The organism is Nocardioides sp. S5-5 (genome assembly GCF_054954065.1).
The window spans coordinates 1,686,452-1,701,226 of the sequence record NZ_CP199913.1; the positions used below are offsets into that span (position 1 = coordinate 1,686,452).

Sequence of the window (14,775 nt, forward strand, 5' to 3'; positions counted from 1 at the left end):
GATGGTGCTGTCGTTCGTCTCCGGCGTCGTGGGCCGGATGGGTGACCCGAAGATCGCCAAGCACCTGCTGCGCGACGAGGGCGAGGTCGTCGTCGACGAGGTGACCCACCACTGGTTCGCCTACGTGCGGCCCGCGCTGGAGACGGGGCTGGCGCTGGTGCTGCTCGTCGGCAGCTGGTTCGTGTCCGTCCACGTCGCGTGGGCGCTCATCATCGTGGCCGTGGTGTTCCTGCTCCGCGCCGGCTGGGTCGCGCTCGGCGTGCTCCGGGATCGGTTCGTGATCACCAACATGCGCGTCTTCCGGGTCCACGGCGTGCTCTCCCAGAGTCTGGCGACCATGCCGCTGAGCCGGATCCTCGACATCTCGGTGCAAAAGCCGCTGCACGGCCGGCTGCTCGGCTTCGGGCACTTCTGCTTCGAGTCGGCGGCCCAGGAGCAGGGCCTGCGCGACATCCGGTACGTCGGCCGCCCTGACGAGCGCGACCTCGCCATCCAGCGCGTGGTCCAGCGGGCGGGACTCCGGGGACCCCGCGTCCCGAACTGAGCGCCGTCCGTAGGATTGCGCCCATGACGCAGCAGCCGTTCTCCCGCCCTGGAGCGATCGACCTGTCCGCGCTGAAGCGCACCCCGCCCGCCGGTGGCGCGCCGGGGGCGCCCGCGGGTGGCTCCGGCTCCGGCGGCTCGACCTCGGCGTACTCCGTCGCGGTGGACGAGGCCAACTTCCAGAGCGTGCTCGAGGCGTCGATGACCGCTCCGGTCGTGCTGGTCTTCGCCTCGCCGTCGCAGTCGCCCGAGAGCGCGCAGCTCGCGCTCGACGTGGCCACCGTCGCCGACGAGTACGACGGCCGCTTCCTGGCGGCGAGCATCGACGTCGACGCGGTGCCGCAGCTGGCAAGTGTCGTTGGGCAGGCGATGCAGATCCCCCAACTGCCGGTGCCGCTGATGCTGGTGCTCCTCGACGGCCGCCCGGCCACCCAGCCGATCCCGGGCGCCGCGCCGATCGACGACATCCGGGCGCTGTTCAACCAGCTCGCCCAGCAGCTCACCGCCCAGGGCATCACCGGACGGCACCAGCCCAACGCCTTCGGCGCCGCCGGCGGCACCGAAGTCGCCGAGGGCGAGGAGCCGGAGATCGATCCGCGCTACGTCCCGGCGCAGGACGCGCTGGCGGCCGGTGACATCGACGCCGCGGTCGCGGAGTACCAGAAGCTGGTCGACGCCAACCCCGTCGACCACGAGGCCGCCGCCGGGCTGGCGATGGCGAAGGTGCTGCAGCGCACCCAGGGGGTCGACCTCAACGCGGCCCGGGCCGCGGCGGCCGCGGCCCCCGACGACGTCGACGCGCAGACCATGGTCGCCGACCTCGACATGCTCGGGGGCCACGTGGAGGACGCCTTCGCGCGGCTCGTCGAGCTGGTCCGTCGTACGGCGGGCAAGGAGCGCGACCAGGCCCGCGAGCACCTCGTCGGCCTCTTCGGGGCCGTCGGCAACGACGACCCGCGGGTCCTCAAGGGCCGCCAGGCGCTCGCCTCCGCGTTGTTCTGATGGGCTTCGGGCGCGGCGCGGGGTACCTCCTGCGCGGGCTCCGTCTCTGGCGCGAGCGCCCTGCGCTGATGCTCCTCGGCATCCTGCCCGCAGTGCTCGTCGCCGCGCTGGTGGCCGTGCTCCTCGTCGTGCTCGTGGTGTACGCCGACGACCTGGTCGGCTGGGCGACGCCGTTCGCCGACGGATGGGACGGCGCCGTGCGCGGGCTGTTCCGCGGCGCGCTCTACCTGCTGGTGCTGGCCGGCGCGGTGATGCTGGCGATCGTCACCTTCACCGGGCTCACCCTCGCCGTCGGCGACCCCTTCTACGAGCGGATCTGGAAGGAGGTCGAGCTGTCGCTGGGCGGCGAGGTGCCCGACCGTGGCGTCGGCTGGGTCCGGGGCGCGCTCGACGGCCTGGTGCTCGTCGTGCTCGGCATCGTCACCACGATCGGGGTCTTCCTGCTCGGGCTGGTGCCCGTCGTCGGCACCGTGGTCGGCGCCGCGCTCGGTCTGGTCGTCTCCGGCCGGCTGCTCGCCGGCGAGCTGGTCTCCCGCCCGCTCGAGGCGCGCGGCATGGACCGCGCGGCCCGCGCGGCGCTGATGCGCCGGCACCGCGGCGCGATGCTCGGCTTCGGGGTCTGCGTGCAGGCCTGCTTCCTGGTGCCGCTCGGCGCGATCCTGGTGATGCCCGCGGCGGTGGCGGGTGCGACCTACCTCGCCCGCGAGGCGCTGGAGCTCAGCCCGCGCTGACCCCGTCGAAGGCCGCCAGGACCGCCCGCACGGCCGGCGAGTCGGCCATCGTCCGGCGGTGCAGCGCGTCGATGAGGCGCACCGGCTCCGGCTCCGCCACGGGTACGGCGACCAGGTCGTCGCCGAGCGCCGCGCGGCCCATGCGGGGGATCAGCGCGACGCCGAGCCCGGCGCGGACCAGGGCGAGATGGGACTCGAACTCCGCGGAGACGTGGGCGATCCGCGGCGGACGGCCGGTGCCGTCGTACATCCGCGAGAGCCACTGGCGGCAGATGGTGCCCTCGGGGGTGGCGATCCAGCCGACGCCGAGCAGGTCGTGGGGCGTGACCCCGGGCCGGGCCGCCAGCGGGTCGTCGCGGTGGACAATGAGGTCGGCGACGTCGCCGTGCAGAGCGGTGGCGGCGACATGGTCGGGGATCGCGAGCGGGACGCCGCCCCAACGATGCACGATCCCGAGCTCGACCTGCCCGCTCGCGACCAGCTCGACGACGTCCCACGGCTCGGCCTCGCGCAACGTCAGGGTCAGGCCGGGGTGGGCGTCGCGCAGGCTGCGGGCGATCGGCGCGACCAGCCCGCGCATCGCGGTGGAGAAGGCGGCCAGCCGGATCCGGCCCGCGACGACGCCGGCGCGCTGCTGCAGGCTCGTCTCGAGCTGCTCGAGGTCGGCGAGGACCTGCTCGCCGGCGTCGACGAGGTGCTGGCCGTGGCTGGTCAGCATCACGCCGCGGCCGACCCGCTCGAGCAGGGGGACCCCGGTCTGCCTCTCCAACCGCTTGACCTGCTGGGAGATGGCGCTCGGGGTGTACCCGGTCGCAGCGGCCGCGCCGACCACCGAGCCGTGGGTGGCGACGGCGCGCAGGCCGGCCAGCGCGTCCAGATCGATCATGCAGCGACGCTACATCTTTCGCGGCAGATCTGTTTGCTGGTACTTCAACGTTCAGACCGGAATGCTGGACGACGTGAGTCGCCGTGACCAGTCCCTCGCCGCTCTCGTGGCCGTCATCTGGGGCTTCAACTTCGTCGTCATCGACTGGGGCATGGGCGAGGTCCCGCCGCTGCTCTTCCTCGCCGCGCGCTTCCTCGCCGTGGTGGTCCCGGCCGTGTTCCTGCTCGACCCGCCGCCGGTGCCGTGGCGGACGGTGGTCGCGGTCGGGACCTTCATGTCGCTGGGCCAGTTCGCCTTCCTCTACGTCGCCATGGACGCCGGGATGCCGCCCGGGCTGGCCGGACTGGTGCTCCAGGCCCAGGTGGTGCTGACCATCGTGCTCGCCGCGGGTGTACTGCGTGAGCGGCCCACCCGACCGCAAGCACTCGGCGTGGTGCTGGGCGCGGTCGGGCTGGTCGTCGTCGGCCTCGGCCGCGGCGGTCACGTCCCCGCGGTCGCGCTGCTGCTGTGCCTGCTGGCGGCCCTCATGTGGGCGATCGGCAATGTCGTCTCCCGCGCCTCGGGTGCCACCGGTGGGCTGTCCCTGACCGTGTGGTCGGCGCTCGTCGTCCCCGTCCCGCTGGTCCTGCTCTCCCTCGTCGTCGACGGCCCGGCGGCGGTCGCGGACGGCGTCGGCGCCTTCGGCTGGCGGGCCGCGGTCTCCACGCTCTACACCGCGGGCCTGGCCTCGCTGGTCGGCTACGGGATCTTCAACACGCTGCTCTCGCGCAACCCGTCGGCGGCGGTGGTGCCGTGGATCCTGCTCGTCCCGCCCGTCGCGATCGGCTCCGCGTGGGCACTGCTCGACGAGGTGCCGTCGGCCGGTGAGCTGGCCGGGGGAGCGGTGCTCGTGCTCGGGGTGCTGGTCGCCCAGCGACGGCCGATCAGCGCCCCGACTCCGTATAGGCCGGACCCGCCCCGGCCAGGCTCGCCAGAGCGGCCCGCACCCGCCGCGCGGTGAAGTCGGCCGCCCGCTCGTCGATCTCGACGAGGGTGAGGAAGTCGGCGGTCTTGATCTCGCGGGCCTGCGGCACGATCTGCTGCACGATCGAGGCCGGATGCACGCCGCCGTCGAAGACCAGGCACAGCGCGTCGTCCCAGCCGCCCCACGGCGGCAGCCAGTCGGTCAGCACCAGCGGCCCGGCCTCGATGGTGAGGTCGAGCTCCTCCTCGACCTCCCGGCTGACCGCGACTCGAGGCGACTCGCCGACCTCGACCACGCCGCCGGGCAGGTCCCAGTCGCTCTTGTAGGTCAGGTTGCACATGAGCACCCGCGGCTCGGCCCCGTCGGACCCGTCGGCGTCGCGCACCAGCATCTGGCCGATCCCGCGCTTGCGGGGGAGGAACGAGTTGAGCAGGGCCCGGAACCCGCCCGGCTCGTGGACCGGGACGTCGTCGACCAGCCGCGCGTAGACGACCACGTCGCCGGCCCGGCCGCGCTGCACCCCCTCGCGGCGCAGGCCCGACCAGGTCGCGATCCGCTGTGCCTCGGCGTCGTCGATCGCGACCTTCACCTCGACCCGGTCGTGGTCGGTCAGGGCGGAGGCCACCTGGCGGCGGACCACGTCGACGGCTGCCTGCCAGCCGCGCTCGGTCAGGTCCGAGGTCCAGGTCAGCCGGGCGATGCCGTCGTCGACGGTGGCGTGGCTGATCTGTGGCTGCTCGGACACGAGGTCACCCTATGGGTGAGCGCAACCAGAGTGTCGCGAGAGGGGGCACCACGAGGTCGGCGTACGCGGGGCTGCCGCCGGGCGCGCCCGACTCCAACGGCCCGGCCGGGTGGGCGTGGACCACGCCGAGGTTGCCGACCCCGCTGCCGCCGTACGTCGTCGCGTCGGTGTTGAGCAGCTCGACCCAGTCGCCGGCGGCCGGGAGGCCGAGGCGGTAGTCGTGGGGGACCGCGGCGAGGTTGGTGACGCAGACCAGGTCCGGGCTGCCGGCGTCCCCGGCGCGGCGGACGAACGAGAAGACGTTGTGGCCGGCGTCCTGGGCGTCGATCCAGGCGAAGCCCGCCGGGTCGTTGTCGAGGCGCCACAGGGCCGGCTCCGCGCGGTAGCGGGCGTTGAGGTCGCGCACGAAGTCGCGGACGCCGGCGTGGTCCGGCTTGGCGAGCAGCCACCAGTCCAGCTCGCGCGCCTCGGCCCACTCGGTCTCCTGGGCCAGCTCGGTGCCCATCATCACCAGCTGCTTGCCGGGGTGGGCCCACATGTAGGCGAGGTAGGCGCGCAGGGTGGCGAGCTGCTGCCAGCGGTCGCCGGGCATCTTGCGCACCAGTGAGCCCTTGCCGTGGACGACCTCGTCGTGACTGAGCGGGAGCACGTAGTTCTCGGAGAAGGCGTAGACCAGCGAGAAGGCCATCTCGCCGTGGTGGTAGGAGCGATGCACCGGGTCGTGCGCGAGGTAGCGCAGGCTGTCGTGCATCCAGCCCATGTTCCACTTGAACCCGAAGCCGAGCCCGCCACCGGACGTCGCCCCCGTGACCCCCGGCCAGGCGGTCGACTCCTCCGCGATCGTCACGATCCCCGGGACCCGCTTGTAGGCCGTGGCGTTGAGCTCCTGCAGGAACCGCACGGCCTCGAGATGCTCGTGGCCGCCGTGCTCGTTGGGCGTCCACTCGCCGTCCTTGCGGCCGTAGTCGAGGTAGAGCATCGAGGCGACGCCGTCGACGCGCAGGCCGTCGACGTGGAACTCCTCGAGCCAGTACAGCGCGTTGGCCACGAGGAAGTTGCGGACCTCGGGGCGGCCGAAGTCGAAGATGTGCGAGCCCCACTCGGGGTGCCAGCCGCGCCGCGGGTCGGGGTGCTCGTAGAGCGGCGTGCCGTCGAAGCGGACCAGCGCCCAGTCGTCGGTCGCGAAGTGGCCGGGCACCCAGTCCAGGATCACGGCGATGCCGGCGCCGTGCAGGGCGTCGACGAGCCGGCGGAAGCCGTCGGGGTCGCCGAAGCGGGCGTCGGGGGCGAAGTAGCCGGTGACGTGGTAGCCCCAGGAGCCGCCGAACGGGTGTTGCATGACCGGCATCAGCTCGACGTGGGTGAACCCGAGATCGGCCAGGTACGCCGGGAGGTCGGCCGCCAGCTCGTCGTACGACCAGAAGGAGCCGTCGGGGTGCCGCTTCCAGGAGCCGAGATGGAGCTCGTAGGTCGCCATCGGCTCGGCCACCGGCTGCCTGGTGGCCCGGGCGGCGAGCCAGGCGTCGTCCTGCCAGGCATGGGTGCTGGTGAAGACGCGGGACGCGGTCGCGGGCGGCACCTCGGCGTAGCCGGCCATCGGGTCGGCCTTGTGGCGCCACAGACCGTCGGCACCCTCGATGACGTACTTGTACGAGGCCCCGGACCCGACGCCGGGGACGAACGCCTCCCACAGGCCCGAGCCGATCGGGCTCAGCCGGTGGGCGTTGCCGTCCCAGCCGTTGAAGTCGCCGACCACGCTCACGTTGCGGGCGTTGGGGGCCCAGACGACGAAGCTGACACCTGGCTCCGGCTCCTCGCGGACGTGGGCGCCGAGGACGTGCCACAAGAGCTCGTGCCGACCCTCCCCGATCAGGTGGAGGTCGATCTCACCGAGGGTGCTTGCGGAGGTGCTGCGCTCAGCGGGCGGCATCTCCCCGAGTCTAGCCGGGTGCGGGTCATCGGGAATGATGCGTGCGTGAGCGAACGCATCGGCCGGCGGTACACCGTCCTCGTCCCCGCGGTCCTGGCGATGCTGTCGATGATCGGTCCGTTCAGCATCGACACGCCGTTCCCGGCGTTCCCGCAGATGGGGCGCGACCTCGACGTCGACACCGGCGCGCTGCAGCTCATCGTCACCGTCTACCTCGGCTCGTTCGCGCTGATGAGCGTGTTCCACGGCCCGCTCTCCGACGCCGTCGGCCGGCGCCCGGTGATGATCGGCGGGATCCTGGTCTACGTCCTCGCGTCGCTGGGCTGCGTGGTGGCCGGCAGCCTGCCGGTGCTGCTGCTGTTCCGCGCCCTGCAGGGGTTCAGCGCCGGTGGCGCGACCATCGTCAGCCGCACCGTGATCCGCGACCTCTTCGACGGGCCGCAGGCGCAACGGCTGATGAGCCGGGTCTCGGTCATCTTCGGCCTCGCGCCCGCCGTAGGGCCGCTGCTCGGCGGGGCACTGCTGCAGCTGGGGCCGTGGGAGCTGATCTTCGCCTTCCAGGCCGGCCTCGGCGTGCTGCTGATCTTGTCGGTGCTCTTCCTCCTGCCCGAGACCCACCCGCGCGAGCGCCGGGTCGCGCTGCGGGTCGGCGCCGTGCTCGGCGGCCTGGTCGAGGTCGGCCGGGTCGGCGCCTTCCACCGCCTCGGCTGGGCCACCGCCCTCATCTTCGGCGCGCAGTTCCTCTACATCGGCGGCGCCGCCATCTTCGTCGTCGACGTCCTCGGCCAGGGTGAGCTCGACTTCTGGAAGCTGTTCGTGCCGATGATCGGCTCGATGATGCTCGGCTCCTGGCTCTGCGGCCGCGCCGCCGGTCGGATCTCCGCACGCCGCGTCGTCTCCTGGGGCTGCACGACGTCCTTCGCCGGCGGCGTGGTCGGGGTGGTCGTCGCCGGCGTCGGTGCCGGCGATCGGCTGCCGTGGGCGGTCGTGGGTGTCTCGCTCATCGCCCTCGGCAACGGGATCACCTATCCCACCCTGCAGCTCATGCTCCTCGACCGCTTCCCGAGCCGCCGCGGCGCCGTCGTCTCGCTGGCCACCTTCGTGGCGCTGGTCCTCAACGCGGTCACGGCCGTCGCCGTCGTACCCGTCATCGGCGGCTCGGCCCTCGGCTTCGCCGTCGCCGCCCTCGTCGGAGTCAGCGCCGGCCAGCTGCTGTGGGCGTGGCACTGCGCCCTCGAGGACCGCGATTTCGCGGTCTCCGGGGACGTGGGCGAGCGGGAGCCGGTGGAGCTGCTGTAGGTGCGAGGTGCGCGCGGCCGGCTCGGCAACGCCGGTTACCGCGGCTGGGGCCGCCCTGCCGACCTCCGGTCGCGCAGCATCGCTGACGCCGAGCTGCGGGCACGCCGCGCCGAGACGCTGGCGCTGGCCAGGGCCGCCGATCCGATCCCGATCACCGAAGCGGTCATGGTGGCGTGGGCGTGGATCGTGGCGGACTGCAAGAAGGCGGGGGTCCACCGCGCTGTCCGGCTCACGGACTCACTGATCGCCGCCACGGCCATCGAGCACGGCATCCCGGTGGTGACCCAGGACGACGACTTCGAGGTCCTGGCCCGCGCGCATCCGCGTCTCGAGGTCTGCCGGGTCTGAGGTCTCAGCCGGCGGTGAGCCGAGCCACGCCCGCGAGCGGGATCGGCAGCCAGGTGGGCCGGTTCCGCGCCTCGTAGACGCACTCGTAGACCGCCTTGTCGACGACGTACGCCGTCAGCAGCGCCCGCTCGACGTCCCCGAGTCCGCCCTCCCCGCCGTACGCCGCCAGGAACGCCTTGCGGTTGCGCCGGGCCCACTCGTCGGCCCGGACGCCGCGCTGGTGGAGCACGTCGGGGTCCTCCTCGGGCATCGACTCGGCGACGGCATGGGGTGCGTAGTCGAACGAGCGGAGCATGCCGGCGACGTCGCGCCAAGGGGAGTCGGGCAGGACCCGCTCGGCGAGGGGCTTGGCGGGCTCGCCCTCGAAGTCGACCAGCTTCCAGCCGAGCACGGTGCGCAGGGTCTGGCCGAGGTGGAGGTCGCCGTGGACCCGCTGGACCGGTACCTCGCCCAGCCCGGCGACGGCGGCGAACACCTCCCGCGCGGCGCCGGCGTACTCCGCCAGCTCCGGCACCACCTCGGTCGCTGCCGCCAGTCGGTCGCCCATGGCGGTGGCCAGCTCGGCGCCGGCGAGCGTCACGGTCGGGAAGGAGGCGCGCAGCTGCGCATGCACCTCGGCGAGGGCGGCCCCGAGGCGGGCGGCCTCGCTGGCGAAGTCACCGCCGACCTCCTCGGCGTGCAGGTCGGCCTCGGCGAACAGGTCGCGCACGCTGGCCAGGGCCAGGTCCCAGCCGTCGCTGGCGGTGCGCAGGAACTGCTGGAGCATCCCGAGCTGCAGGTCCTCGACCTCGATCCAGCCGTAGAGCTGGGCGACGTGGGGCGACCCGGCCTCGGTGAGCACCCGGTGGGTGGTGATGTCGGGGTTCTCGCCGGGCGTCACCTTGCGGAACAGCTTGAGCACCGAGTCCTCGCCGAACAGCACCGAGGAGTTCGACTGCTCGCCGCTGAACAGCGATCCGGGGGCGTCCAGGTCGAGATCGTGCCCGGGCAGCCGCACGAAGCCGGGCCGGGTGCCGAACGCCGCCAGCAGGTGGGCCGTCGCGGACCGGTCGGCCGGGGCGTCGTACGCGAATCGGCCGTCCTCGGCGGGCCAGCGCCCGACCAGCGCGTGCTCGAGCCGATCCTGCGGCTCGTCGTACAGCGCGAGGGGGACCTGGTAGAGCTCCCGGTCGCCGCCGTCGTAGCTCACCTCGGCCAGCAGCAGCGCCACCTCCGGCGCGGCGCCGAGGCGGAGCAGCTCGCGGGTGCCGGTGACCGTGAACGCGCGTCCCTTGCCGCCGAACCAGCGGCTGCGCTCGAGGAACGGCGCAAGGAGCGAGGCAGTCACAGCACCGGCCTCCCCGTCGTCTCCGGATCCGTCAACCGGAACCAGTAGAAGCCGTGCCCGCTCAGCGTCAGGAGATACGGGAGCTCGCCGATCCGGGGGAACGGAACCCCGCCCAGCAGCTCGACCGGCACCCGCCCCTCGAAGCGGCGCAGGTCCAGCTCGACGGGCTGCGGGAAGCGGGAGAGGTTGTTGACGCAGAGGATGACGTCGTCCTCGGCATGCACGCGGACGTACGACAGCACGGTCGGGTTGGAGCCGCCGAGGTCGGTGAAGGTGCCCAGGCCGAAGGCGTCGTGCTGGCGCCGGATGTGGATCATCCGGCGGGTCCAGTGCAGCAGCGAGGAGGGGTTCTCCAGCTGCGCCTCGACGTTGACGCTCTGGTAGCCGTAGACGGGGTCCTGGATCGCCGGCAGGTGCAGCTTGCCGGGAGTGGCGGAGGAGAAGCCCGCGTTGCGGTCGGGGGTCCACTGCATCGGCGTACGGACGCCGTCGCGGTCGCCGAGCCAGATGTTGTCGCCCATCCCGATCTCGTCGCCGTAGTAGAGGACGGGGGAGCCGGGCAGCGAGAGCAGCAGCGCGGTGAACAGCTCGATCTGGTTGGTGTCGTTGTCGAGCAGGGGAGCGAGCCGGCGGCGGATGCCGATGTTGGCCTTCATGCGGGGGTCCTTGGCGTACTCGCCCCACATGTAGTCGCGGTCCTCGTCGGTGACCATCTCGAGCGTCAGCTCGTCGTGGTTGCGCAGGAAGATCCCCCACTGGCAGCCCGACGGGATGTCCGGCGTCTGCTCCATGATCTCCGAGATCGGGAACCGGGACTCGCGGCGCACCGCCATGAAGATGCGCGGCATCACCGGGAAGTGGAAGGCCATGTGGCACTCGTCGCCACCCACGTCCGGGTTGCCGAAGTACTCCACGACGTCGGTCGGCCACTGGTTGGCCTCGCACAGCAGCACCCGGCCGGGGTAGTTGTCGTCGACGAAGCGGCGCACCTTGCGCAGGAACTCGTGGGTCTCCGGCAGGTTCTCGCCGTTGGTGCCCGGGCGCTCGTAGAGGTACGGCACCGCGTCGAGCCGGAAGCCGTCGAGCCCCATGTCGAGCCAGAAGGCCATCGCCTCCAGCATCGCGTCATGCACGGCCGGGTTGTCGAAGTTGAGGTCCGGCTGGTGGTGGAAGAAGCGGTGCCAGTAGTACTGGTTGCGGGTCTGGTCCCAGGTCCAGTTCGACGGCTCGGTGTCGACGAAGATGATCCGCGCGTCCTGGTAGAGCTCATCGGTGTCGGACCACACGTAGAAGTCGCCGTACGGCCCGTCGGGGTCGTTGCGCGAGGCCTGGAACCACGGGTGCGCGTCACTGGTGTGGTTCATGACGAAGTCGATGATCACCCGGATGCCGCGCTCGTGGGCGGCGTCGAGGAAGGCGTGGAAGTCGTCGGTGGTGCCGCACTCCGGGAGGATGTCGGTGTAGTCGGCGACGTCGTACCCGCCGTCGCGCAGCGGCGAGGTGAAGAACGGCGGCACCCACAGGCAGTCGACGCCCAGCCACTGCAGGTAGTCGAGCTTCTCGGTGAGCCCACGGAAGTCGCCGGTGCCGTCGGCGTTGGAGTCGCGGAACGAGCGGACCAGCACCTCGTAGAAGACCGCGGTCCGGAACCACTCCGGCTCCTCGTTCAAGACGATGGACTCGGCCGTGGTCATGCGCGCCCCCTCACGGTCAGGATGTGCGCCGGCTGCGCGGGATCGAGCCGGACGTAGCTGTTCTCGGTCCAGGTCCACTCGCTGCCGCTGAGCTCGTCGTGGACCGTGAACGAGGTGCCGGGCTCGAGGCCGAGCGCGGCCAGGTCGAGGTGGACCATCGACTCGCGGACCTGGTGGGGGTCGAGGCTGAGCACCACGAGCACGGTGTCGTCGCCCGCGGTCTTGGACCAGCAGACGACGTGGTCGTCCTCGGTCTGGTGCAGGCGCAGGTTGCGCAGCAGCTGGAGCGCGGGGTGGGCGCGCCGGATCTCGTTGAGCCGGGTCACGTACGACGCCAACGGGCTCGGCGCCGCCCAGTCGCGGACCCGGATCTGGTACTTCTCCGAGTCGAGGTACTCCTCGCTGCCCGGCTTGACCGCGACGTGCTCGCCGAGCTCGTACCCGGCGTACATGCCCCACGACGGCGAGGACATCGACGCCAGCACCGCGCGGATGCGGAAGGCGCCCGGTCCGCCGTACTGCAGGAACTCGTGGAGGATGTCGGGGGTGTTGACGAAGAAGTTCGGCCGGATCCGATGGGCCGACTCCTGGGAGACCTCGCGCAGGTAGTCCTCGACGTCGACCTTCTCGGTGCGCCAGGTGAAGTACGTGTAGGACTGGTGGAACCCGATCGCGCCGAGGGTCTGCAGCATCGGCGGCTTGGTGAACGCCTCGGCGAGGAAGAGCACGTCGGGGTCGGTACGTCGGACCTCGGCCAGCAGCCACTGCCAGAACGCGACCGGCTTGGTATGCGGGTTGTCGACCCGGAAGATCCGCACGCCGTGGTCCATCCAGTGCCGTACGACGCGCAGCACCTCCGCGGAGATGCCGGCCGGGTCGTTGTCGAAGTTGACCGGGTAGATGTCCTGGTACTTCTTCGGCGGGTTCTCGGCGTACGCGATCGTCCCGTCGGCGCGGGTGGTGAACCACTCCGGGTGCGCTGCGGCCCACGGGTGGTCCGGGGCGCACTGCAGCGCCAGGTCGAGCGCGACCTCCAGGTCGAGCGCCCTGGCCGCGGCGACGAAGGCGTCGAAGTCCGCGATCGTGCCCAGGTCGGGGTGGACGGCGTCGTGGCCGCCGTCCCTGCTCCCGATCGCCCACGGGGAGCCCTTCCAGTCCGCCGGCGTGGGCTCGCCGTCGGGCAGCACCGTGTTGTTGGGGCCCTTGCGGTTGACCGCGCCGATCGGGTGGATCGGCGGCAGGTAGACCACGTCGAAGCCCATCGCGGCGACCGCGGGGAGCCGCTCGGCCGCCGTACGGAAGGTGCCGCTGACGACCTCGCCGGTCACCGGGTCGTAGGTGGCGCCCTCGGAGCGGGGGAACAGCTCGTACCAGCTGCCGAACAGCGCGCGGGGGCGGTCGACGAAGACCGGGAACGGGCCCTCGACGGTGAGCAGGTCGCGCAGCGGGTGCGCCTCGAGCGCGGTGATCACCTCGGGGGACTCGAGCTGGGCGAGGCGGGCCTCGACCGGCCGGGCGGTGTCGCCGGCGGCGGCGATCGCGGCCCGGACGGTCTTCTGCTCGGCTTTGGTGAGCCCGCCGCCGGCGAGCACCCGCTCGAACAGCAGCCGGCCCTCGGCGAACATCAGCTCGACGTCCACTCCGGCGCGGATCTTGACGCCCGCGTCGTGGAACCAGGTGCCGAGCGGGCTCGACCAGGCGTGGATCTCGAAGGACCAGGCACCTTCGGTGTCGGCGCTCACCCACGCCTCGTAGCGGTCCACGCTGAACCGGTCGCGGGTCGGCAGCGCCTGCATCCGCACCGGTGGTCGTCGTACGCCGTCGGGGCCGGTCAGCACCACCTCGGCTCCGAGGCGGTCGTGTCCCTCGCGGAACACGGTCGCGCTGACCGGGAAAGGCTCACCCAGGGCGGCCTTGACCGGCAGGCGGCCGTTCTCGGTGGGGTTGTTGGTGCCGGCCTCGAGGACCGGCTCGACGTCGATCACGGGGATGCGTCCGACCATGACTCGAACCTATCGAGTCGCTAGTCAGACGTCAGGTCCCAGGCGTCGATCTGGTCGCCGGCCGAGAGCGCCGCGCCGTCGGCGGGCAGGTCGATGAGCGCGTCGGCGCCGGCGAACCAGCCGAGGAAGCCCGAGCCCGGCGGACCCCACGGTGCGACCGTCCCGGTGGTCCGGTCGAGGCGGGCGCGGCGCAGCTGGCGCTTGCCCCGGAGCGGCTGGAGCGGCTCGGTGAGGGTGGCCCGGACGACGGCGCGGTACGGGCGCGGGTGCCCGAGGGCGAGGCGCAGCGCCGGCCGCACGAACACCTCCCACGAGGTCAGCGCGCTGACCGGGTTGCCGGGCAGACAGACCACCGGGGTCGTCTCGTCCAGGAGGCCCGATCCCTGAGGCATGCCGGGCTGCATCGCCACCTTCACGAACTCGACCCCGCGCGGCCCCAGGCCGTCCTTGACCACCTCGTAGGCCCCGGCGCTCACGCCGCCGCTGGTGAGCACCAGGTCCACGTCGCCCCCGGCGAGCTCGCCGTCGAGCAGCGCCAGGAAGGTCGGCACGTCGTCCTCGACCCACAGCCGGCGCACCGCCACCCCGCCGGCGTCCTCGACCGCGGCCGCCAGCAGCACGCCGTTGGCGTCGCGGATCTGCCCGGAGCCGGGCGCCGGGTCCTCGGCGAGCTCGGACCCGGTCGAGACGACCAGGACGCGCGGGCGTCGTCGTACGACGACCTGGTGGACGCCGAAGGCCGCCAGCACCCCCAGCTGGGCCGGCCCGAGCGTGCTTCCCGCCGCGAGGACCTCCTGGCCCACCGCCAGGTCGGACCCGGCGGTGCGCACGAAGCTGCCGGCGGGGCGGGCCGCGCGGATCTCGACCGTCCCGGTCCCGCCGTCGGTCACCTCCACCTCGACCACCGCATCGGCGCCCCGGGGGACGGCCGCGCCGGTCATGATCCGGCGTACGGTCCCCGGCGCGAGCTCGCCGACCGGCGCACCGGCGGGGATGTCGTCGCCCACGGGGAGGCGGACGGGGGAGTCCGGGGTCGCCGACGCGACCTCGGCGGCACGGACGGCGTACCCGTCCATGCCGGAGTTGTCGAACGCCGGCAGCGGCTCGGGCGCCGTCACCGTCGCTGCGAGCACCCGCCCGCGCGCCTGGTCCAGCGGGACCGTCTCGGTCGGCCAGGGCCGGCCCGGACCGTGGGCCGCCGCGAGGAGCGCGGCGACGTGACGCTGGTGATCGGGGACCGGGCGGAGGGGCGCTGGCGTGCTCATCGCGATCAGCCTAGGCCCCGGCCGAGCCAGTGAACGAC

General features: G+C 72.7%; 13 protein-coding genes. 6 read left to right on the forward strand and 7 right to left on the reverse strand.

The features are described from left to right. The first annotated feature begins 1 nt into the window (after window position 1). The 3 genes from ACUP6Y_RS07980 to ACUP6Y_RS07990 are packed head-to-tail and all read left to right on the forward strand — an operon-like array spanning window position 2 to window position 2,276. Window positions 2–544 carry a PH domain-containing protein gene (locus ACUP6Y_RS07980; protein ID WP_462555253.1) on the forward strand — a complete coding sequence of 181 codons (543 nt, stop codon included), beginning with the start codon at window positions 2–4 and terminating at the stop codon, window positions 542–544. A gap of 23 nt (window positions 545–567) precedes the next feature. Then, window positions 568–1,545 (forward strand): co-chaperone YbbN, encoded by a 978-nt coding sequence (locus ACUP6Y_RS07985; protein WP_462555254.1) that lies wholly within the window; start codon window positions 568–570, stop codon window positions 1,543–1,545. Then, window positions 1,545–2,276, forward strand: a complete 732-nt coding sequence (locus tag ACUP6Y_RS07990) for an EI24 domain-containing protein (RefSeq protein ID WP_462555255.1) — start codon at window positions 1,545–1,547, stop codon at window positions 2,274–2,276. The genes ACUP6Y_RS07985 and ACUP6Y_RS07990 overlap by 1 nt, the downstream gene beginning before the upstream one ends. On the opposite strand, the gene ACUP6Y_RS07995 is transcribed toward ACUP6Y_RS07990, so the two are convergent. Then, a complete protein-coding gene (locus ACUP6Y_RS07995; RefSeq protein WP_462555256.1) occupies window positions 2,263–3,162 on the reverse strand; it encodes a LysR family transcriptional regulator in 900 nt (299 codons plus the stop codon). The genes ACUP6Y_RS07990 and ACUP6Y_RS07995 overlap by 14 nt on opposite strands. Before the next feature lie 73 nt (window positions 3,163–3,235). Here ACUP6Y_RS07995 and ACUP6Y_RS08000 point away from each other — a divergent pair, with 73 nt between their 5' ends. Beyond that, on the forward strand, window positions 3,236–4,162 hold the full coding sequence (locus ACUP6Y_RS08000) for an EamA family transporter (protein WP_462555257.1): 927 nt from the start codon (window positions 3,236–3,238) through the stop codon (window positions 4,160–4,162). Here ACUP6Y_RS08000 and ACUP6Y_RS08005 read toward each other — a convergent pair. Together ACUP6Y_RS08005 and glgB are read right to left on the reverse strand one after the other, a co-directional pair. After that, window positions 4,086–4,871 carry an NUDIX domain-containing protein gene (locus ACUP6Y_RS08005; protein WP_462555258.1) on the reverse strand — a complete coding sequence of 262 codons (786 nt, stop codon included), beginning with the start codon at window positions 4,869–4,871 and terminating at the stop codon, window positions 4,086–4,088. The two genes, ACUP6Y_RS08000 and ACUP6Y_RS08005, sit on opposite strands and share 77 nt — an antisense overlap. A gap of 4 nt (window positions 4,872–4,875) precedes the next feature. Further along, the gene (gene glgB, locus ACUP6Y_RS08010) at window positions 4,876–6,801 is read right to left on the reverse strand and encodes a 1,4-alpha-glucan branching protein GlgB (RefSeq protein WP_462555259.1); all 1,926 of its coding nucleotides are present in this window, start codon (window positions 6,799–6,801) and stop codon (window positions 4,876–4,878) included. Between the two features lie 45 nt (window positions 6,802–6,846). Here glgB and ACUP6Y_RS08015 point away from each other — a divergent pair, with 45 nt between their 5' ends. Continuing rightward, entirely contained in the window at window positions 6,847–8,100 is a 1,254-nt protein-coding gene (locus ACUP6Y_RS08015) for a multidrug effflux MFS transporter (RefSeq protein ID WP_462555260.1), read from the forward strand. Continuing rightward, on the forward strand, window positions 8,101–8,448 hold the full coding sequence (locus ACUP6Y_RS08020) for a PIN domain-containing protein (protein ID WP_462555261.1): 348 nt from the start codon (window positions 8,101–8,103) through the stop codon (window positions 8,446–8,448). It begins immediately after the preceding gene. A gap of 4 nt (window positions 8,449–8,452) precedes the next feature. Here ACUP6Y_RS08020 and ACUP6Y_RS08025 read toward each other — a convergent pair whose 3' ends face one another. Genes ACUP6Y_RS08025 through ACUP6Y_RS08040 form a run of 4 tightly spaced genes read right to left on the reverse strand, consistent with a single transcriptional unit; the run spans window position 8,453 to window position 14,737 of the window. Next, on the reverse strand, window positions 8,453–9,775 hold the full coding sequence (locus tag ACUP6Y_RS08025) for a maltokinase N-terminal cap-like domain-containing protein (RefSeq protein ID WP_462555262.1): 1,323 nt from the start codon (window positions 9,773–9,775) through the stop codon (window positions 8,453–8,455). Then, a complete protein-coding gene (treS, locus tag ACUP6Y_RS08030; protein WP_462555263.1) occupies window positions 9,772–11,469 on the reverse strand; it encodes a maltose alpha-D-glucosyltransferase in 1,698 nt (565 codons plus the stop codon). Before treS ends, ACUP6Y_RS08025 begins: the two co-directional genes overlap by 4 nt. Then, a complete protein-coding gene (locus tag ACUP6Y_RS08035) occupies window positions 11,466–13,472 on the reverse strand; it encodes a maltotransferase domain-containing protein (protein WP_462555264.1) in 2,007 nt (668 codons plus the stop codon). Before ACUP6Y_RS08035 ends, treS begins: the two co-directional genes overlap by 4 nt. A gap of 20 nt (window positions 13,473–13,492) precedes the next feature. Beyond that, window positions 13,493–14,737: a molybdopterin molybdotransferase MoeA gene (locus ACUP6Y_RS08040; RefSeq protein WP_462555265.1), complete on the reverse strand. Its 1,245-nt coding sequence runs from the start codon at window positions 14,735–14,737 to the stop codon at window positions 13,493–13,495. Window positions 14,738–14,775: the final 38 nt, after the last annotated feature.

Coding starts and splice junctions, on each gene's coding strand:
- glgB (WP_462555259.1), bottom strand. CDS start 6,801: ATGCCGCCCGCTGAGCGCAGCACCTCCGCAAGCACCCTCGGTGAGATC.
- ACUP6Y_RS08040 (WP_462555265.1), bottom strand. CDS start 14,737: ATGAGCACGCCAGCGCCCCTCCGCCCGGTCCCCGATCACCAGCGTCAC.
- ACUP6Y_RS07990 (WP_462555255.1), top strand. CDS start 1,545: ATGGGCTTCGGGCGCGGCGCGGGGTACCTCCTGCGCGGGCTCCGTCTC.
- ACUP6Y_RS07980 (WP_462555253.1), top strand. CDS start 2: ATGGTGCTGTCGTTCGTCTCCGGCGTCGTGGGCCGGATGGGTGACCCG.
- ACUP6Y_RS07985 (WP_462555254.1), top strand. CDS start 568: ATGACGCAGCAGCCGTTCTCCCGCCCTGGAGCGATCGACCTGTCCGCG.
- treS (WP_462555263.1), bottom strand. CDS start 11,469: ATGACCACGGCCGAGTCCATCGTCTTGAACGAGGAGCCGGAGTGGTTC.
- ACUP6Y_RS08035 (WP_462555264.1), bottom strand. CDS start 13,472: ATGGTCGGACGCATCCCCGTGATCGACGTCGAGCCGGTCCTCGAGGCC.
- ACUP6Y_RS07995 (WP_462555256.1), bottom strand. CDS start 3,162: ATGATCGATCTGGACGCGCTGGCCGGCCTGCGCGCCGTCGCCACCCAC.